Consider the following 18,760-nt stretch of genomic DNA (forward strand, 5'->3'; position numbering starts at 1 on the left):
CCCATGAACTTCTGGGGTCGGTTCGGAGACGCGCAGGATCGCACCTGCGCGCCGAAGACGCAGCGAGGACGCGGATGAGCAACCCACCCGCCGGCTGGTACCCCGACCCCACCGGGCAACCCCACCGGATCCGCTTCTGGAACGGCGAGAAGTGGACCAACAAAACCGAACACGAAGACCAGGCCGCCCAACTAGCCGCCGAGTCGACCCCCACCGACGTCACCCCAGCCACAGCCGACGCCGCGTCCGTCGCCCCGTCGAACGACGAGCACACGGCGGGCGAGCCCCCCACACAGTCATCGCCGCACCAGTGGCCCACCCAGCAACAGTCCTGGCCCATCGAGCAACCCACGGCCACCCAACAGCCCGACCCCGCCCAGCAACCCTCGTGGCCCACCGCGCAGCCCGGCGCGGACCAACAACAGTCCTGGCCCGCCCAGCAACCCGCGCCCAACCAGCAGTCCGGCCGTGCCCAGCAGTCTGGCGCCGGCCAGCAGGCCGGTGGCGACCAGTGGGCCACTCCGGACGCCGGTCAACCGGCCTGGACCGCCGACCAGCAAGCCTGGGGTGCCGACCAGTTCAGCTCGTACGACGAACCCGGCAACGACCAGCACCAGCCAGACAACACCAACCAACCCTGGCCGCCCCAGCAACACAACCCCACACCACAACAGCAATGGTCCAACGACCAGAACCAACCGGCCTGGACCGCCGACCAGCAGGCCTGGGGCGCCGACCAGTTCAGCTCCTACGACCAGCCGGACGCCGACCAGACCCAGATCCAGCCGTGGTCCGGCCAACCAGACGCCAACCAGCAAGCCTGGCCCCAGCAGAACGCGCCCCAGCAACAGCAGCAGTGGCCGACCCAGCAGACGGGTGCCAACACGCCACAGCAGCAGTGGCCCGCACAGCAGGCGGGTGCCAACGCGCCGCAGCAGCAGTGGCCGGCACAGCAGACGGGCGCAGAGTCGCCTCAGCAGCCGTGGCAGTTGCAGCAGCCCGCTGACGGGAACCAGCCGGCCTGGTCCGCCGACCAGCAGCCGTGGGGTGCCGACCAGTTCACGTCGTACGACCAGCCGGACGACGAGCAAACCCAAATCCAGCCCGCCCAAGAACAGTGGCCTACGCAGCAGCCAGGCACCAACACTGCACAGCACCAGCAATGGCCAGCACAGCAGGCAGATACCGAGACGCCGCAGCAATGGCCGGCGCAACAGGGTGGTGCGAACGAGCCGCAGCAGTGGCCCGCGCAGCAGGCTGGTGCGAACGCGCCGCAGCAGCAATGGCCCGCGCAGGAGGCGGGCACGGGAGCACCGCAGCAGGAATGGCCGGTGCAGCAGGCTGGTACGAACGTCCCGCAGCAGTGGCCGGTGCAGGAGGCGGGTGCAGGCGCGCCGCAGCAGCAGTGGCCGGTGCAGGGGGCGGGGGCGGACGAGGCACAGCAGCCGTGGCAACTGCAGCAGACCGGTGACGGGAACCAGCCTGCTTGGTCTGCCGAGCAGCAGCCGTGGGGTGCTGATCAGTTCACGTCGTATGAACAGCCGAACCCAGACGCCGAACAAACCCAGATCCAACCGTGGCCGGACACCGAGCAACCCCAGCAACAGCCCTGGGCCGGTCAGCAGTTTCCCGTCCATGAGCAGCCGAACCAGCCGGCCTGGTCCGCGGACCAGCAGCCGTGGGCAGCCAACCAGTTCACCTCCTACGAGCAGCCTGCACCCCAGGACACGCGCGGCGCAGACACGGGTGCTGCGGGCGCAGGTACTGCTGCCACACCTGCCGTCACATCGCATGGTGCTGTAGAGCAGACCGTTGATGCGCAGGGCGGGCGGGGTACGGGCGCGCTTCGGTCTGTGCAGGACAGCGGAGCGGCCAGTACTGCGCCCGCCGAGCAGGCAGCTGGTACTGCCCTGTCCGACCAGGCAGCTGGTACTGCCCTGTCCGACCAGGCAGCTGGTACTGCGCGTGCCGAGCAGACAGGTAGTACTGCGCGTGCCGACCAGGCAGGCGGTACTGCGCGGGCCGACCAGGTCGGTGGTACTTCGTCGGACGAGCAAGCGGGTGGTACTGGGTGGGCCGACCGGGCGGCTGGTTCTGCGCGGGCCGAGCAGGCGGGTGGTACTTCGTCGGGCGAGCAGGCGGGGGGTGGGTGGTGGCAGCCGGTTGAGACGCCGGCGCTTTGGGGTTCGGCGCAGTCCGGTAACGACGTAGCAGCCGGTGGTGGGCCGCGTCTCCGGGCGGTGTCGCCGGACGAGTACGCGCAGACCTCGGCGCAGGCGGCTGACGTCGTACAAACCTCAGCGCAGCCGGCTGACGACGTACAACCCGCAGTACCCAGCGGCCCGACGGCGGCCGAGCGCGCTCGAGCAACCTGGGGCGCACCAGAGCTCGCGCCCGCCCCGTCGGAACACTGGACCCAACGCGACCCGGCCGAAGCAGAAGCAGCCGAGGCGGCCCTGCGCGGCGACCAGGACGAGGACGAACCAACCGACCCCACGTCCGCCCGACCCGCCACCCCAGCCCTCAGCCTGGCCCCAGCCACAAACGCGGGAGCCGACACCACCGCCCAGCCCGCCGCCGACACGAACGTCACGGACGCCGACACGAACGCGACCCACGTCAACGCCAACGCGGCGGACACCGAGGAGAGCGCGGCGCTTGCTGACGCGAACCGGACGAACGCCGGCGCGAACGCAGCGGATGCCGACGCTGGCCGGACGGACGGCGACGCAAACGTGGCGGATGCCGACGCGAACGGCATGGGCGTCGGCGTGGGCGCGGCGGATGCCGGTGTGGGCGCGGCGGATGCCGGTGTGGGCGCGGTGGGGGTGGAGGCGGATCGGGTTGCGGAGGCTGCTTGGGTGGCTGATGCGGAGGCCGATCGGCAGGCGGCGGAGGCCGAAGGGGTTGTGCTGCAGCCTGACTGGGGCAGCCAGGCGGGTGACGAACAGGACGACGAGGTCGGCGACGTACCGGCCTGGGGTGTCGAGGCCTCGGACGAAGAGGATCTGGAGACGCCGGAGAAGGCTGCTCCGCTCTGGACGGTTCCCGAGACGGCGGACCCGATTCCGGATCCGCCGGTTCAGCTCTGGGGTGATCAGCAGCCCAACCCCCAGAACCAACAGCAAGGCAACTGGAACGGGCAGCCTGGCGTACAGCAAGCGGGCAACCAGCAGGCTGGGCAGGATCAGTCCGGTGGCCAGCAACTGTGGGGATCGCAGCCGGCCACCGCGAACGGTCAGAACGCCAACCAGTCGTGGAACGGCGGTCAGAGCTGGCCGGTACAGGAGACCCAGCAAGGCGGCAACAACTGGGCCGGCAGCCAGCAGTCCGGCACCCAGCAGTCCGGCATGCAAGGCGCACAGCACGGCGGGCCGCAAGCTTGGCAAGGCACGCCTGCTCAGCAGGCTCCGCAGCGTGCCTGGGGTGACGACGGGAACGAGGCGTGGGGCGGTCAGACCGACCTGAGCTCCGGCGTCGGCAAGCGGGAGAAGGGCAAGAGCAAGAAGTCCAAGAGCCCGGGTGGTGGCGGACCGTTCGGCGGGAAGCTGCCGGTGGTGGTCGGCGGTGGGATCGCGCTGATCCTCGTCATCGCGATCGTCATCGTGGTGCTCACCAAGGGCGACGACAAGACCGCGAACCCGACCCCGACCGGTTCGCCGACGCAGACCACGTCGCCCTCGCCGACCGGCGGTACCACGCCCGGGCAGTCGAAGAACCCGAAGCTGCACGAAGGCGCCAACCGGATCGCGTCGACGGCGATCTCGTTCCCGCGCCGGAACCCGCCGTGGTCGGACCGCAAGCGTCTGGTCCAGCAGCTGCAGAACTCGAACGGCCAGCGCATCGTGCTGACCGAGCAGGCGGTCGGCCAGGACGACTGGTCCGCGGACATCTTCGTCGGCGGGCTCGGTACGGGAGCAGGCTTCACCGGCGACCCGAAGGCGACCGCGCTGACGCTGTCGACGCAGCTGCGCGACGACATGTACGGGAACATCCCCGTGACGTTCAAGCCGCTCGCGAACGGCGCCGTGAAGCGCTCGGACAAGTCCGGCTGGTTCGTACAGCAAACCGTGACCACGACCGCGGCCAAGGTGACCGATCGAGTGCTTACGCTGACGGTTGCCGTCTTCGATCTCGGTGACGGTACCGCGGTCGCGTACATCAGCGAGATCCCGAACAACCGCCCGGATCTGAGAGAGGCCGCGGCCGAGGCCTACAGAGGAATTCAAGTTGGCTGAGAACGAAGACCCCACGCCGCCGGGCGGTGCGGATCCGCTTGCCGGTACGCCGCAGGCACCGCCCGCGCCGGCCCCGCTTGCAGATACGCCGCAGGACGAGACGCAGGACCGGCCAAGTTCGGCGGACCCGCTGTTCGGCCAGTCCCCCGCACCCGCACCACCGCCCCCGCCCCAGGCACGCCCTCAACACGCGACCCCACCCCAACAATCTCATTGGACCACCCAACAACCGGCCGGCCAGCAGCCGGGCAACCAGGTACCGGGTGGCCAACAGGCGGGCGGCCAACAGGCGGGCGGGCAACCGCCGCAGGGCGGCCAGCCGGAGCGTGGCCTGCCGCCCGGCGCCCAGCAGCAACCGGGTGCCCAGCCACAGCCCAGCGGCCAGCCCCTAGGCGGGCAGCCCCAAGGCGGGCAGCCCCAAGGCGGGCAGCCCCAAGGCGGGCAGCCGCAGGGTGGGCAGCTGTGGGGCGGTCAGCAGCCCACGCAGCAGACGGGGCAGCGACCTGGTCCGCAGCACGCCGGACCACAGCAGCCCGGCCCACAGTCAGCAGGTCCGCAGCCGGCGGGTTCGCAGCAGTCGAACCCGCAACGGGCCGGTCAACAGCAGGTGCGTCCTCAGCATGCGGCTCCCCCGCCGGGACCGCAGTACAACCCTCAGCAGCGCCCATCGCAGCCCGGCCCGCCTCAAGGCGGTCAGATGTGGGGCGTACAGCCACAGCAACCGGGTCAGCGGCCTGGTCAGCCACCGGCAGGCTGGCAGGCGCAGCCAATGGGACCGCAGCCAGGCGGACCACAGCCACCACAACACAGAGCACCGCAGCCCGGCCAACCAATGGGCGGACCGCAGGCCGGTCAACCCATGGGCGGACCGCAGGCTGGTCGACCCGCAGGCCCGCAGGGCGGTCAGCCGGGTAGGCCGGGGCCGCAGTCGGGTCAGCACGCTGGTCTGCAGAGCGGATCAGCACCGCAGCAACCGGCCGTGTTCACCGAGGTTATTTCCCAGGCGGCCGGGCCCGATGCGAAACCTGCGCCGGCCCGAGGTCGCGGCAGCCTACCCGTGGTCACCGGTCCCAACATCAGCGGCCGAGCACGAGTTGTCGGCGCCGTGGTCCTGGTAGTAGCGGCCCTGGCGGCGACCGGCCTCAGCGTCGGCTGGATCTGGAACAAGGCGGACGCGACCACCCCCGTGACCCTCCCGACCACCGGAAAGCCGTTGGAGACGGTCAGCCCGTCGGTCAAGCCTTCGGAGACGCCGACGCCGGTCGGCAAGGTGCTCGGTACCGAAATGATTGCCGCGAACAACGACTCGATGCCGAACATGAGCTCGGCGTGGAGCAACACCTACGAGCGCACCGGCCTGTGGGGCGGCGCCGCGATCTGGTTCACGGTGCACAGCAACTACGACGGCAAGGGTGCGAGCTGGGGCAACTACACCGCGTTCGGGCAGCTCCCGCCGGACATTCCGTACAAGAACACGGCCGCCGGCCTCAAGTCGGCCGCGATCGGGATCGGCGCTCGCGCGGTCGGCAACCTGTACGGCCAGAAGGCGACGATCATGCCGGGCCCGACGCACAAGGCGATCACGGTGAACGGCCACCCGGGCCACGAGATCGTCGCGAAGGTCGCGGTCAAGGTGCCGAAGCTGACCGAGACGTTCTCCACCGTGATGATCGCGGTGATCGACCGCGGTGACGGCACCGCGGACGTGTCGATCGCGGACATCGCCGGCTCCACCCCGGCGTGGCAGAACGTCTGGCGCTACAAGGTCAGCCAGATCAAGATCAACGGATAGCAGCGAGGGCCGGCCGAACCCCGGCCGGCCCCCGGAAGCTCAGCGCACCTCGGCGCAAGCAGCGATCCACCGGTCGAGCACGTCCTTCGCCGCACCGGAGTCGATCGCTTCCGCAGCCCGGTCCATGCCGGTCCGGATCCGCTCGGTCACGCTGCCCGCCTCAGGCGTGTACGCCGCCAGCGCGGCACCGGCGTTCAGCAGTACGACGTCGCGCACCGGCCCGGTCTCGCCGTCGACGAGTGCGCGGACGACCTTCGCGTTGTACGTCGCGTCCGCGCCCTTCAGCGCATCCGCCGACACCGGTTCGATCCCGAGCTCCCGCGGGTCCAGCGTCACCGGTCCCTCGACGTTGCCGCCGCCGACGGTCCACACCTGTGACGTCGTACGCGTGGTCAACTCGTCCAGGCCGTCGTCGCCGTGGAACACCAGCGCGTCGATCCCGCGCCGCGCGAGTACGCCGGCCATCAACCCGGCCACGCGGCTGTCCGCGACACCGACGGCCTGTGCGGACGGGTCGCCCGGGTTCGCGAGCGGGCCGAGCAGGTTGAACGTCGTCGGTACGCCGAGCTCGCGACGCGGTACGGCGGCGTTGCGCAGCGCGGGGTGGAACGCGGCCGCGAAGCAGAACGTGATGCCGGCCCGCTCCGCCACCTCGGCCACCTGCGGGCCGCTGAGGTCGAGCGGGATGCCGAGCTCCTCGAGTACGTCGGCGGCACCGCACGCGGACGAGGCTGCCCGGTTGCCGTGCTTGACCACCTTCGCACCGGCGCCGGCAGCGACGATCGCGGACATCGTGCTGATGTTCACCGTGTGGGCTTGGTCACCGCCGGTCCCGACCACGTCCAGGGTCCGTCCCGGGACGCTGATCGTGGTCGCGAACTCGCGCATCGTCTGCACGAGGCCCTCGACCTCGGTGACCGTCTCGCCCTTGGACCGCAGCGCGATCACGAACCCGGCCAGCTGGGCCGGTGTCGCGGCCCCGGACAGGATCTGTTCCATCGCCCACGCGGTGGCGGCGGCCTCCAGGTCCTCGTGCCGCAGCAGCGGCCCGATGACCTGGGACCAGGTGTAGGCGCTCATCGCCTCAGGAGGTGATGGCGGGCTTGGCCAGCCGCTGGCGGAGCAGCTCCGCGGTGACCTCGGCCAGCTTGATCGGGTCGATCGGGTGCGACACCGCGCCCTCGGCCCGCGACCAGGTGGCCAGCCACGCGTCCTGCGGACGGCCGGTGATGACGAGGACCGGCGGGCACTGGAAGATCTCGTCCTTCAGCTGCCGGGCGATACCCATGCCACCGGCCGGCACGGCCTCGCCGTCCAGGATGGCCAGGTCGATCCCGCCCTTGTCCATGGTCTTGATCACGGCCGGCTCGGTCGCGCACTCGACGTACTCGAGCTCGGGCAGATCGGCCGTCGGCCGCTTGCCGAGGGCCAGCCGGACGGACTCCCGCGTCGTACGGTCGTCGCTGTAGACCAGGACCTTCAGCGGACGCTCTGAACTCATCGATCCATCCCAAGCTGTGTACTCGACAAACCTGACACCGCGAATGCTACCGGGGTGTCTGCCCGGCCCGGCGAGCCTGTTCCTCCAACCGGTCCAGCCGCCGGTCCTCGCGGCGCGCCTCACGCTGCGATTCGCGGACCCACTGGACGAACAGCACGGCGAAGAACACCAGGCCGACGAGGTCGCCCGAGCCCCACAGCAGGCCGCCCGCGATGTACTGGTCGCGCAGCGGCGACGGCGGCCACGAGCGGCCGAAGCTGGTGTACCAGTCCTCGGCGATGAGCTTGTTGGCGCCCATGATCGTGATCCCGAGGAACGCGTGGAACGGCAGCGTCAGGAACGTCAGGATCAGCCGGAACGGGTAGATCACCCGGCCGGGCACCGGGTCGAGGCCGAGCAGCGGCCAGAAGAACAACGATCCGACCAGGATGAAGTGCAGGTGCAGCAGGTCGTGCAGCACGGTCGAGCGCAGCGTCGCGTCGTACCAGCCGCTGAAGTACAGCGCCCAGGGACTGAGTACGAACAGCGTGAAGCCGATCAGCGGGAAGCAGATCACCTTCGCGAACCGCGAGTGCAACACGGAGAGCAACCACTTCCGCGGCCGTTGCGGCAACGTCCGGAGCGCCAGCGTGACCGGCGCGCCGAGCGCCAGCGCGAGCGGCGTCAGCATCGACAGGATCATGTGCTGCACCATGTGCACGCTGATCAGGACCGTGTCGTACGTGCCGATGGCCGACTGGGTGGCGATCACCGCACTGCCCAGACCGACGCCCACGAACGAGAACGTGCGGCCGCGGGACCACTTGTCACCGCGCCGGCGGAGCTTGTGGACGCCGTACAGGTAGAGCGCTCCGAGGATCACGATCACGCCGAGTAACACCGGTTCGAAGGTCCATGCCGTCAGCAACCGGACCGCGGTCAACGGCTCGATCTCGTCGCCCGGAGAGGCGTGAAGGGGAAGCACGCTTCCACAGTAGGAACAGCCGGTTCACGACATGCACGGGGGTGGTCGTAGCGCTGAACGCAAGGACCGACATAATGACCGCGTGGCCACTGCAACCGCGCTCCCAGCGTCTCGTGAACACGGTCATGCCGACCGTCCCAGCATGGTCAGTGTCGGCACGATCGTCTGGCTCTCGAGCGAACTGATGTTCTTCGCCGCCCTGTTCGCGGCGTACTTCACGATCCGGTCGGTGACGACCGCCGCCGCCGCTCCCGGAACGGACACGCTCTGGAAGCTGATGACGGAGCACCTGGACGTCCCGTTCGCCGCGGTGAACACGACGATCCTGGTGCTGTCGTCGGTCACCTGCCAGCTGGGCGTGTTCGCCGCCGAGCACGGCAAGGTCGGCCGCAACGGCTCGGCACTGAACCCGCGGAACTGGGGCATGCGTGAGTGGTTCATCCTCACCTACCTCATGGGCGCGGTGTTCGTCGCCGGGCAGGTGACGGAGTACACCGGTCTGGTGCAGGAGGGCCTGACGATCTCGTCGAACGCGTACGGATCGGTCTTCTACCTGGCCACCGGGTTCCACGCCCTGCACGTGACCGGCGGCCTCATCGCTTTCGTGTTCGTCCTGGCCAGGACGTACATGGCTCGTAAGTTCACCCACGAACAGGCCGTCTCGGCGATCGTCGTGTCGTACTACTGGCACTTCGTCGACGTGGTCTGGATCGCCCTGTTCGCGACCATCTACCTGCTCAAATGAGTGAGAAGAGAAATCCCTTGTCACCGGCGCGCTTTCTCTCCGCGCGACGACGGCACCGGTCCGCCGGCCTCGTCGTGCTCCTGTTCGGCCTCCTGGCAGTGGGTTCGGCGTACGCCGCCTTCGCCCCTGACAACGCGGTGGCGGACAACTCGGCCCAGTCCCAGCAGATCGAGGAGGGCAAGAAGCTCTTCGCGGTCGGCTGTGCCAGCTGTCACGGCCTGAACGCCGAGGGCGGCGGGAACGGCGCCGGCAAGATGGCCGGTCCGTCGTTGATCGGTGTCGGCGCCGCCGCGGTCGACTTCCAGGTCGGCACCGGCCGGATGCCGGCGATGCAGCCGGGCGCGCAGATCCCGCGCAAGACCCCGGCGTACTCGCAGGAGGAGATCGAGGCACTGGCCGCGTACGTCGCCTCGCTCGCCCCCGGCCCGGCCGTCCCGGCCTCGGAGTCGTACGACGTGAGCAAGGCCACCGACGAGCAGGTCACCCGCGGTGGCGAGCTGTTCCGGACCAACTGCACGGCCTGCCACAACTTCGCCGGTCGTGGCGGTGCGCTGCCGAACGGCAAGTACGCGCCGTCGCTGATGGGTGTCAGTGAGAAGCACATCTACGAGGCCATGCTGACCGGCCCGCAGCAGATGCCGGTCTTCTCCGACCAGGTCATGCAGCCGCAGGACAAGCAGGACATCATCGCCTACCTGAAGGCGCTGCAGAACCAGAAGGACCCGGGCGGCTTCGGCCTCGGTCGGCTCGGCCCGGTGTCGGAAGGCCTCTGGGGCTGGTTCGTCGGAATCGGTCTGCTGGTCGGTGTGGCGGTCTGGATCGGCGCCAAGGGCGTCAAGGCCAAGGGGGCGAAGGCCGAATGAGTGACGAGAACCTGCCGGTGAAGGCGGAAGAGCAGCACGGCACCGACCTCGTGGTCGCGGAGCCGATCCCGGACCCGGGACTGGAGCCGCACGAGCCGCGGATCACCGACATCGACCCGAAGGCGGCCGACCGCGTCGAGCGCCAGGTGTCGGCGATGTTCGGGTTCGCGACGCTGCTGGTGCTGGGCGCCTGCGTGGCGTACTTCGCGATCCCGCGGCACTCGATCCTCGAGTTCGGGCCGCTGTCCGGCAACGCGAACAACATGGTGATGGGCCTGTGCATCGGGCTCGCGCTGTTCCTGATCGGCGCCGGCGCGATCCAGTGGGCCAAGAAGCTGATGGTCGACGAGGAGATCGCCGAGGACCGGCACGCCGCGCACTCGTCGCCGGAGCAGATCGCCGAGATCACCGAGGCGTTCAAGCAGGGCGCCGCGGAGTCCGGGTTCGGCCGCCGCAAGATGATCCGGAACTCGCTGATCGGCGCCCTCGGCGCCCTCGGCCTGCCGGCCATCGTGTTCCTCCGCGACCTCGGCCCGCTGCCGGGCCGGTCGCTGTACAACACGATCTGGGCCAAGGGCATCCGGGTCGTCAACGACGTCACCGACCGCCCGATCAAGCCGTCCGACCTGATCGTCGGCCAGCTGGTGAACGCGGCGCCCGCCAACCTGGCCCCGATGCAGGAGTCGGACCCGGTCGGGTACCAGAACGCCAAGGCCAAGGCCGCCGTGATCGTGGTCCGGATCAAGCCCAGCGAGATCCGTACCAAGCCGGGCCGGGAGAACTGGGGCGTCGACGGGATCCTCTGCTACTCCAAGATCTGCACCCACGTCGGCTGCCCGATCTCGCTGTACGAGCAGACCACTCACCACGTGCTCTGCCCGTGCCACCAGTCGACCTTCGACCTGTCCGACGCCGCGAAGGTCGTGTTCGGCCCTGCTGCCCGGCCGCTGCCTCAGCTACCGTTGGCAGTGGACAGTGAGGGCTACCTGGTTGCGCAGAGCGGCTTCACCGAGCCGGTCGGCCCGAGCTTCTTCGAACGAGGGTGACAACAGTGTCAACAAGCACAGAGTTCCCCGGGCCGGTCAAATGGATCGACGACCGCCTCGGCATCGCCAAGATCGGGAAGAAGAACCTCCGCAAGATCTTCCCGGACCACTGGTCGTTCATGCTGGGCGAGATCGCGCTCTACAGCTTCATCATCCTGATCCTGACCGGTACGTTCCTGACCTTCTGGTTCAAGCCTTCGATGGCCGAGGTCGAGTACCAGGGCTCGTACAGCCTGCTCAAGGGTCTGCACATGTCGGAGGCGTACGCCTCCACGCTGAACCTCAGCTTCGACGTCCGCGGCGGTCTGCTGATCCGGCAGATCCACCACTGGGCCGCCGTGCTGTTCATCGCGGCGATGATGGTGCACCTGCTGCGGATGTTCTTCACCGGCGCGTTCCGCAAGCCGCGTGAGCTGAACTGGCTGATCGGCTTCGGGATGCTGTTCCTCGGCATCATCGAGGGCTTCATCGGGTACGGCCTCCCCGACGACCTGCTGTCCGGTACCGGTCTGCGGATCACCAACGGCATGATCCAGGCGTCGCCGGTGGTCGGCACGTACATGAACTTCTTCATCTTCGGCGGAGAGTTCCCCGGCGGCGACTTCGTCTCCCGGTTCTTCATCGCGCACGTGCTGCTGATCCCGGGCATCATCCTGGCTCTCGTCACGGTGCACCTGTTCCTGGTCGTGTACCACAAGCACACGCAGTACGCCGGTCCCGGCCGGACGCAGAAGAACGTGGTCGGCTACCCGCTGTTCCCGGTGTACACGGCCAAGGCCGGCGGCTTCTTCTTCGTGGTCTTCGGCATCACCGCGCTGATGGGCGCGCTGATGCAGATCAACCCGGTCTGGCTGTACGGGCCGTACAACCCGGCCGAGGTGACCGCGGGCTCGCAGCCCGACTGGTACATGGGCTGGCTGGAAGGCTCGGTGCGTATCTTCCCCGGATTCGAGTCGCACTTCTGGGGCATCACGCTCAGCTGGAACCTGATCATCCCGGCGCTGATCGTGCCACCGGCGTTCGTCACGCTGGTCGCGCTGTATCCGTTCATCGAGGGGTGGATCACCGGTGACAAACGCGAGCACCACCTGCTCGACCGGCCCCGGGACGTACCGACCCGGACCGGTATCGGCGTCGCGTTCATCACCTTCTACGCGCTGCTGTGGATCGGTGGTGGTAACGACCTGATCGCCACCCACTTCGGCATCTCGCTGAACCACGTGACCTGGTTCCTCCGGTTCGCGGTGATCCTCGGCCCGATCCTGGCGTTCTGGGTGGCCCGCCGCTGGGCGATCTCGCTGCAGCGCGCGGACCAGGAACGGCTGCTGCATGGTCTGGAGACCGGCGTCATCGTCCGCTCCCCGGAGGGCAGGTACACCGAGAAGCACCAGCCGATCTCGACGTACGAGGCCTACTCGCTCACCGCGCGGGACCGGGTCCTGCCGCACGAGATCGGCCCGGACACCGACGACAACGGCGTCCGAGCCCCGCGCCGCGCGCTGAACAAGGCCCGCGCCGCACTGTCCCGCTTCTACTACGCGGACGCGGTGCAGAAGCCGACGGCCCAGGAGATCGCGGAGGCGCACGAGCACGCTCACGACGCCGACGAGATCCACGAGCTGTCCGAGACAGAGACGTACCGAGAGGTCACCAGCGACCACTCCTGACGTCGCAGCACCGAAAGGCCCCGCCACTCGGCGGGGCCTTTTCGTTTAGCCCAGGGCGTCGGAGACGGCGCCGAGGTAGTCCTTGACCAGGGTCTGCTCGCTGGTGTCGAGGGCTTGGGCGGTAGCGATCAGGCGGTCCAGCAGCGGGCCGAAGAACTGCCAGCCGAGGTCCACTGCGCTGTCGGAGACCTGCAGGTGCGTGCTGCGGGCGTCTGAGCGGCTTCTGAGGCGTTCGACATGCCCGGCAGCCTCCAGGCGGTGGATGACCGCTGTCGTCGCCTGAGAGGTCATTCCCAGCTGCTGAGCGAGCCAGCTGGGCGTTGCGTCCACCCCGGCCCGTTCGGCGTCGAGGAGGCGTACGAGGGCCCGTACGTCGGTGCTGTGCAGTCCCGACGTATGGGCGAACTCCCCGATCGCCAACTCCAGCTTCAGCGCGACGTCGCGCAGCCGGTGCACCAACTCCAGCGCCGCAGTCCGCTCGGGGTCGGCCGGCGTCACTCGTTCGCGCATACCCGACAATTTACCTCACTCAGTGAGCTATTCTCGACGACATGAGCTTCCAGGACACGTACGACGCTCTACTCGCCCGCTGGAACGCCCCGGTCGAGCAGCTCGAGCTGACCGACGAGTTCGGCACGACCCGCGTGAACGCGTGCGGTCCCGCAGACGGTCCACCGGTGGTCCTGCTGCCGGGGCACGGCGCGACCTCGCCCGTCTGGTTCACCGTCGCGCCGGAGCTCGGGAAGGATCACCGGGTCTACGCCGTCGACCTGATCGTCGACGCCGGTCGCAGCATCAACAGCGGCCGGAAGCCCAGGACGCCCGGCGATCTGCACACCTGGCTGACGAACGTACTCGACGGTCTTGGCGTCGCCCGAGCCGCGGTGTGCGGTCATTCGTACGGTTCGTGGCTCGCGCTCACGTACGCGGTCGCCGAGCCGGACCGTGTCGACCGTCTCGCTCTGATCGATCCGACGGACTGCTACCTCGGCCTGCGCATCCCGTACGTCCTCCGCGCACTGCCCAGCCTCGTACGCCCGTCCCGGGCGCGCACCGTCTCGTTCCTCCGCTGGGAGACCCAGGGCCTCCTGGTCGACCCTGAGGTCCTCGAACTGGCAGGACTGGCCGCGGAGCAGCCTTCGACCCCGTTCGTCCGCACCAAACGGCCCACCGACGAGCAGCTCGGCACGGTCGCTCCCCTGGTCTTCGTCGCCGGCCGCAGCAAGAGCCACAACGCCACCCGGCTGACTCAGCGCATCGCCACGCTCAGTCCCGGCGCAATCGTCGTGCCCCTCGCGACCGCGACGCACCACTCGCTACCGTCCCTGCACGCGGACGAGCTCGTGCCCGAGCTGCAGAAGTACTTCAACTGAAAAGCCCCCGTCCTGCCGGACGGGGGCTTCAGGTTCAGCGGGGTTCAGCGGGTCAGGACAGGGCCGAGCCGGCCTTGTAGGCGGCCCAGGTGGTGTTCCAGTCGGTCCAGCCGTTGCCGGGCTCCATCGTGCGGCTGGTGCCGGTGACGGTGACCGGGTCGCCGATCAGGGTCTGGCCGAAGAACCACTGCGCGTCCGCGAGGCTCATGCCGACGCAGCCGTGGCTGACGTTGGCGCTGCCCTGGCTGCCGGCCGACCACGGCGCGCCGTGGAGGAACTCACCGGAGCTGGTGACACGCTGCGCCCACTTCACGTCCGGGATGTTGTAGTAGTTCGGGTCACCGGGCTTGAGGCCGATGGTGGCCGCGTCCATCCGCTTGACCGTGTACTTCTCCATGATCACCTTGACGCCGCTGCGGGTGGTGAACCCGTCCTTGCCGGCGGTGATCGGGATCGTGCGGGCCAGCTTGCCGTTGATCGTGACGGTCATCACGTGCCGCTTCACGTCGACGTGGCTGACCACGGACTTGCCGATGGTGAAGTTGATCTTCCGGCTGGCGGTGCCCCAGGTGTTGTTCCCGGCGTTCACGCCCTGGGTGTCGACGTTCACCGTCACCTTGGTGCCGGCCGGCCAGTAGTTCTTCGGCCGGTAGTTGACCTGCTTGCTGTTCACCCAGTGCCAGGTGCCGTCGACCGGGACCGAGGTCTTCACCGAGAGCCGCTTCTCGACCGCGGCGCGGTCCTTGACCGGGTTGTTCCAGTAGATCTGGACCGGGTAGGCGACGCCGACGGTGTCGTTGTTCAGCGGGGCGATCGAGGCCTTCAGGCTCTTGGTCGCCTTCAGCGTCTTGAAGCTCGAGCTGACCGGCACGGTGGCGCCGTCGGTGCCCTCGGCCGAACCGCTCAGGGTGTACGTCGCGCCCGGCTTCAGCAGGTCGGCCGACGTCCACTGGGTCTTGTCGCTGTTGAAGTTGCCGGCGACCTCGTCGCCGTCGTCGTCCTTCAGCGTGACGGCGGTGAGTTTGCCGCCCGTGCTGGTCACCGTGACCGGCTTGTCCGGCTGCACCGACGTTGCGCCCTTGGCGGGCACGACCGCGATGTCGGCGGCCTGGTTGCTCCCCGAGGGAGTGGTCGAGTCACCGGGCGTGCTCGAGGCGCCCGGGGTACTGCTCTGCGACGTGGAGGCGCTCGGCGTCGACTGACCGCCGTTGCTGTTCCCGTTGGCCTTCGTGTCGCTGCACGCCGTACCGGCCAGCAGCAGGACACAGATGCCTGCCACGGCAAGGCCGTGCTTCCTCACCGAACCGCTCACCATTCCCCAGCTCTCCCCTGTTTAGTCAAACCGCGGTAAGGGTAACCTGCCGCGGCGACATTTCCGTGCATCGCACACCACACGACTGGTACGGACCACAACCCTCTGTACCCGTCCGCACTACACAAGACGCACGAAAACGCCGTCCGGTTCGTTCCCGGACGGCGTTTTCGTACGAGTCTCAACTAGTGAGCGTGGTCACCACGGTAGTACTCGAAGATGAAACCGCTCAGCGTGATGATGCCGATCCCGACGCCCGCGATGAACAGCCACCAGCCGAACACGATGCCGAGGACGACCACTGACAGCGTCATCGCGCACCACAGCGGCCACCAGGAGTGCGGCGGGAAGAAGCCGAGCTCGCCGGCCCCTTCGACGATCTCCGCTTCCTTGCGGTCCTCCGGACGGGCGTCCATCCGGCGCGCGGTGACGCTCAGGTAGAACGCCACCAGCAGGGACAGGAAGAACGTCATCACCAGCGCGGTGGTACCGGTGGGGTCCTCCGACATCAGCCAGTAGATCGGCGTGACGACGACCAGGAACACACTCAGGATCCCGAAGACCCAGGCTTCGACCTTCACGCCTTGTCCTTCCCGTCGGTCTCGGAACCGTCGTCCAGCAGGTTGTCCGAACCGGCTCCGCTCGCGGGCACCTCGGCCAGGGCCAGCTCGGAGTGGTGCAGGTCGAACGCCGGGGACTCGGACCGGATCCGGGGCAGCTTCTCGAAGTTGTGCCGCGGCGGCGGGCAGCTCGTCGCCCACTCCAGCGAGCGGCCCCAGCCCCACGGGTCGTCGACGCCGACCGGCTGCTTCTTCCGCGACTTGTAGATGTTGTAGAAGAACGGCAGCATCGACGCGCCCAGGATGAAGGCACCGACGCTGGAGACCTCGTTCAGCGTGGTGAAGCCCTCGTTCGGGCTGTAGTCGGCGTAGCGCCGCGGCATGCCCTCGACGCCCAGCCAGTGCTGCACCAGGAACGTCGTGTGGAAGCCGATGAACAGCAGCCAGAAGTGCAGCTTGCCGAGCTTCTCGTCGAGCATCCGGCCGGTGAACTTCGGCCACCAGTAGTAGAACCCGGCGAACATCGCGAACACCACGGTGCCGAACACGACGTAGTGGAAGTGCGCGACGACGAAGTACGAGTCGGACAGCTGGTAGTCCAGCGCCGGCGAGGCCAGGATGACGCCGGTCAGACCGCCGAAGAGGAACGTCGTCAGGAAGCCGACCGACCAGAGCATCGGGGTGTCGAACGACACCGAGCCGCCCCAGATCGTGCCGATCCAGTTGAAGAACTTCACGCCGGTCGGGACCGCGATCAGGAACGTCATGAACGAGAAGAACGGCAGGTTCACCGCGCCGGTGACGAACATGTGGTGCGCCCACACCGCCACCGAGAGCACCGCGATACCGAGGGTCGCGCTGACCAGGCCGATGTAGCCGAAGACCGGCTTGCGGCTGAAGACCGGCAGGATCTCGGTGACGATGCCGAAGAACGGCAGCGCGATGATGTACACCTCGGGATGCCCGAAGAACCAGAACAGGTGTTGCCAAAGTATTGGTCCACCGTTGGCCGCGTCGAAGACATGGGCCCCGAGTGTTCGATCCGCCTCCAGCACCAGCAGCGCCGCCGCCAGGATCGGGAACGCGATCAGTACGAGGATCGACGTGACCAGGATGTTCCAGGTGAAGATCGGCATCCGGAACATCGTCATGCCCGGAGCGCGCATGGTGATGATCGTGGTGATGAAGTTGACCGCGCCGAGGATCGTACCCAGACCGGCCATCCACAGACCCATGATCCACAGGTCGCCGCCGACGCCCGGCGAACGGACCGCGTTCGACAGCGGGGCGTAGGCGAACCAGCCGAAGTCGGCCGCACCGCCCGGCGTGAAGAAGCCGCTGACCGTGATCAGGCCGCCGAACAGGAACAGCCAGTAGCTGAACATGTTCAGCCGCGGGAACGCGACGTCCGGGGCACCGATCTGGATCGGCATGATCTCGTTCGCGAAGCCGACGAACAGCGGGGTCGCGAACAGCAGCAGCATGATCGTGCCGTGCATGGTGAAGAGCTGGTTGTAGACCTCTTCGTTCACGATCTGCAGCCCGGGCTTGGCCAGCTCGGCCCGGATCAGCAGCGCCATCACGCCACCGATCAGGAAGAACGCGAACGAGGTGATCAGGTACATGTGCCCGATCAGCTTGTGGTCGGTCGTGGTCAGGTACTTGACCAGCAACTGACCCTTGCTGCGCCGCCGCGGCAACGCGGTGGTGCTACCGATGGCGCCGGTGCGCTCGGCGAAGTCGGTCACTTGTTGCCCTCCCCTGTACCGGGAATGGTGGTGGCGTCGGCGCCACCGGTTGCGGCTCCGGTCTGGCCCTTGGCGGCCAGTTCCTTCAGGTGTGCGTCGTACTCGTCCCGGCTGACCACCTTGACGGTGAACACCATGCGGCTGTGGTAGAGCCCGCAGAGCTCGGCGCACTTGCCGGCGAAGGTGCCGGTCTTGGTCGGGGTGAGCTCGAACTTGTTGGTCCGGCCGGGGATGACGTCGAGCTTGAAGTAGAACGACGGCACCCAGAAGGAGTGGATGACGTCCGGCGAGGTCAGGTCGAAGTGGACCGACTCGTTCACCGGCAGCCACAGCGTGGCCGGCTTGTCGAGCGTGCCGGTCTCCCAGACGCCCTGCTGCCCGTCGACGGTGTCCTTGTAGTTGAAGGTCCACTGCCACTGCTGGCCCACCACGTTCACGGTGTGCTGCGGGTTGGCGTCCATCTTCGTGACCTGGTTGCCGTGCTCGACGGTGTAGAAGAAGAGCACGCCGATGATCGCGAACGGCGCCAAGGTGTAGAGCACCTCGAGCGGCAGGTTGTACCGCACCTGCCGGGGGGCGTCCTCGTTGCGCTTGCGGTACCGCACGCTGACCCAGAGGATCAGGCCCCAGACCATCACGCCGACGATCAGGGCGGCGGTCCAGGCACCGATCCAGAGGCTGCGGATCGCCTCGGTCCGGTCCGATGCGCCCTCGGGCAGACCGAGTCGCTTCCACTGCTCAGTGGTCGCCGACGAACAACCGGTCAGCAGCGTGGTGCCGAGCACCACTGCCGCACCGACCAGCAGGCGTCGCTTCGCCGGACGTGTGGCGCCGGCAGAACCTGCCGGTCGCTCCTCCACTCCGGGCGTGCCGTTCGAACCCACGGGGCGCCTTTCCCTTCCCAAGTGAGACTGACGACCAAACACTACTGGACCCCTTCCCCGATCCTGC

General features: G+C 68.3%; 16 protein-coding genes. 7 read left to right on the forward strand and 9 right to left on the reverse strand.

Annotated elements, in window-relative coordinates:
* Positions 1 to 74 precede the first annotated feature (74 nt).
* Positions 75 to 4,238, forward strand: a complete 4,164-nt coding sequence (locus ACFYRU_RS36695) for a hypothetical protein (protein WP_387667804.1) — start codon at positions 75 to 77, stop codon at positions 4,236 to 4,238.
* Positions 4,239 to 4,626: 388 nt separating this feature from the next.
* Here the strand turns inward: ACFYRU_RS36695 and ACFYRU_RS36700 are convergent, their stop codons facing one another.
* Complete coding sequence (locus ACFYRU_RS36700; protein WP_387667807.1) at positions 4,627 to 4,755, reverse strand: hypothetical protein; 129 nt, start codon at positions 4,753 to 4,755, stop codon at positions 4,627 to 4,629.
* Between the two features lie 540 nt (positions 4,756 to 5,295).
* Between ACFYRU_RS36700 and ACFYRU_RS36705 the strand changes: the two genes are divergently transcribed.
* Positions 5,296 to 6,030, forward strand: a complete 735-nt coding sequence (locus ACFYRU_RS36705; RefSeq protein ID WP_387667809.1) for a hypothetical protein — start codon at positions 5,296 to 5,298, stop codon at positions 6,028 to 6,030.
* Positions 6,031 to 6,069: 39 nt separating this feature from the next.
* Here ACFYRU_RS36705 and trpD read toward each other — a convergent pair whose 3' ends face one another.
* The 3 genes from trpD to ACFYRU_RS36720 are packed head-to-tail and all read right to left on the reverse strand — an operon-like array spanning position 6,070 to position 8,495.
* Positions 6,070 to 7,110: an anthranilate phosphoribosyltransferase gene (gene trpD, locus ACFYRU_RS36710; protein ID WP_387667812.1), complete on the reverse strand. Its 1,041-nt coding sequence runs from the start codon at positions 7,108 to 7,110 to the stop codon at positions 6,070 to 6,072.
* A 4-nt stretch (positions 7,111 to 7,114) separates the two neighbouring features.
* Complete coding sequence (locus ACFYRU_RS36715) at positions 7,115 to 7,531, reverse strand: hypothetical protein (protein ID WP_387667814.1); 417 nt, start codon at positions 7,529 to 7,531, stop codon at positions 7,115 to 7,117.
* Between the two features lie 46 nt (positions 7,532 to 7,577).
* Entirely contained in the window at positions 7,578 to 8,495 is a 918-nt protein-coding gene (locus ACFYRU_RS36720) for a cytochrome c oxidase assembly protein (RefSeq protein WP_387667817.1), read from the reverse strand.
* Between the two features lie 142 nt (positions 8,496 to 8,637).
* On the opposite strand from ACFYRU_RS36720, the gene ACFYRU_RS36725 reads away from it, so the two are divergent.
* From ACFYRU_RS36725 to ACFYRU_RS36740, 4 genes are read left to right on the forward strand one after another with little or no spacing between them, the layout of a single operon-like run.
* Positions 8,638 to 9,240: a heme-copper oxidase subunit III gene (locus tag ACFYRU_RS36725; protein ID WP_387667819.1), complete on the forward strand. Its 603-nt coding sequence runs from the start codon at positions 8,638 to 8,640 to the stop codon at positions 9,238 to 9,240.
* Complete coding sequence (locus ACFYRU_RS36730) at positions 9,237 to 10,103, forward strand: c-type cytochrome (RefSeq protein WP_387667822.1); 867 nt, start codon at positions 9,237 to 9,239, stop codon at positions 10,101 to 10,103. The genes ACFYRU_RS36725 and ACFYRU_RS36730 overlap by 4 nt, the downstream gene beginning before the upstream one ends.
* On the forward strand, positions 10,100 to 11,149 hold the full coding sequence (locus tag ACFYRU_RS36735; protein ID WP_387667824.1) for a Rieske 2Fe-2S domain-containing protein: 1,050 nt from the start codon (positions 10,100 to 10,102) through the stop codon (positions 11,147 to 11,149). The genes ACFYRU_RS36730 and ACFYRU_RS36735 overlap by 4 nt, the downstream gene beginning before the upstream one ends.
* Positions 11,146 to 12,816, forward strand: a complete 1,671-nt coding sequence (locus ACFYRU_RS36740) for a cytochrome bc complex cytochrome b subunit (RefSeq protein WP_387667826.1) — start codon at positions 11,146 to 11,148, stop codon at positions 12,814 to 12,816. The genes ACFYRU_RS36735 and ACFYRU_RS36740 overlap by 4 nt, the downstream gene beginning before the upstream one ends.
* 45 nt (positions 12,817 to 12,861) lie before the next feature.
* On the opposite strand, the gene ACFYRU_RS36745 is transcribed toward ACFYRU_RS36740, so the two are convergent.
* The gene (locus tag ACFYRU_RS36745; RefSeq protein WP_387667828.1) at positions 12,862 to 13,326 is read right to left on the reverse strand and encodes a MarR family winged helix-turn-helix transcriptional regulator; all 465 of its coding nucleotides are present in this window, start codon (positions 13,324 to 13,326) and stop codon (positions 12,862 to 12,864) included.
* Between the two features lie 41 nt (positions 13,327 to 13,367).
* Here ACFYRU_RS36745 and ACFYRU_RS36750 point away from each other — a divergent pair, with 41 nt between their 5' ends.
* Positions 13,368 to 14,189 carry an alpha/beta fold hydrolase gene (locus ACFYRU_RS36750; RefSeq protein WP_387667831.1) on the forward strand — a complete coding sequence of 274 codons (822 nt, stop codon included), beginning with the start codon at positions 13,368 to 13,370 and terminating at the stop codon, positions 14,187 to 14,189.
* Positions 14,190 to 14,241: 52 nt separating this feature from the next.
* On the opposite strand, the gene ACFYRU_RS36755 is transcribed toward ACFYRU_RS36750, so the two are convergent.
* The 4 genes from ACFYRU_RS36755 to coxB all read right to left on the reverse strand — a co-directional run bounded on the left by ACFYRU_RS36755 (position 14,242) and on the right by coxB (position 18,693).
* Entirely contained in the window at positions 14,242 to 15,489 is a 1,248-nt protein-coding gene (locus ACFYRU_RS36755) for an Ig-like domain-containing protein (protein ID WP_387667834.1), read from the reverse strand.
* Between the two features lie 197 nt (positions 15,490 to 15,686).
* On the reverse strand, positions 15,687 to 16,082 hold the full coding sequence (locus ACFYRU_RS36760) for a cytochrome c oxidase subunit 4 (protein WP_387667836.1): 396 nt from the start codon (positions 16,080 to 16,082) through the stop codon (positions 15,687 to 15,689).
* On the reverse strand, positions 16,079 to 17,686 hold the full coding sequence (gene ctaD / locus ACFYRU_RS36765) for a cytochrome c oxidase subunit I (protein WP_387668507.1): 1,608 nt from the start codon (positions 17,684 to 17,686) through the stop codon (positions 16,079 to 16,081). The genes ACFYRU_RS36760 and ctaD overlap by 4 nt, the downstream gene beginning before the upstream one ends.
* 119 nt (positions 17,687 to 17,805) lie before the next feature.
* Positions 17,806 to 18,693, reverse strand: a complete 888-nt coding sequence (gene coxB / locus ACFYRU_RS36770; protein ID WP_387667838.1) for a cytochrome c oxidase subunit II — start codon at positions 18,691 to 18,693, stop codon at positions 17,806 to 17,808.
* Positions 18,694 to 18,760 lie beyond the last annotated feature (67 nt).

Origin of the sequence: Kribbella sp. NPDC004536, assembly GCF_042873835.1 — a bacterium.
In the GTDB taxonomy this organism is placed as follows: domain Bacteria; phylum Actinomycetota; class Actinomycetes; order Propionibacteriales; family Kribbellaceae; genus Kribbella.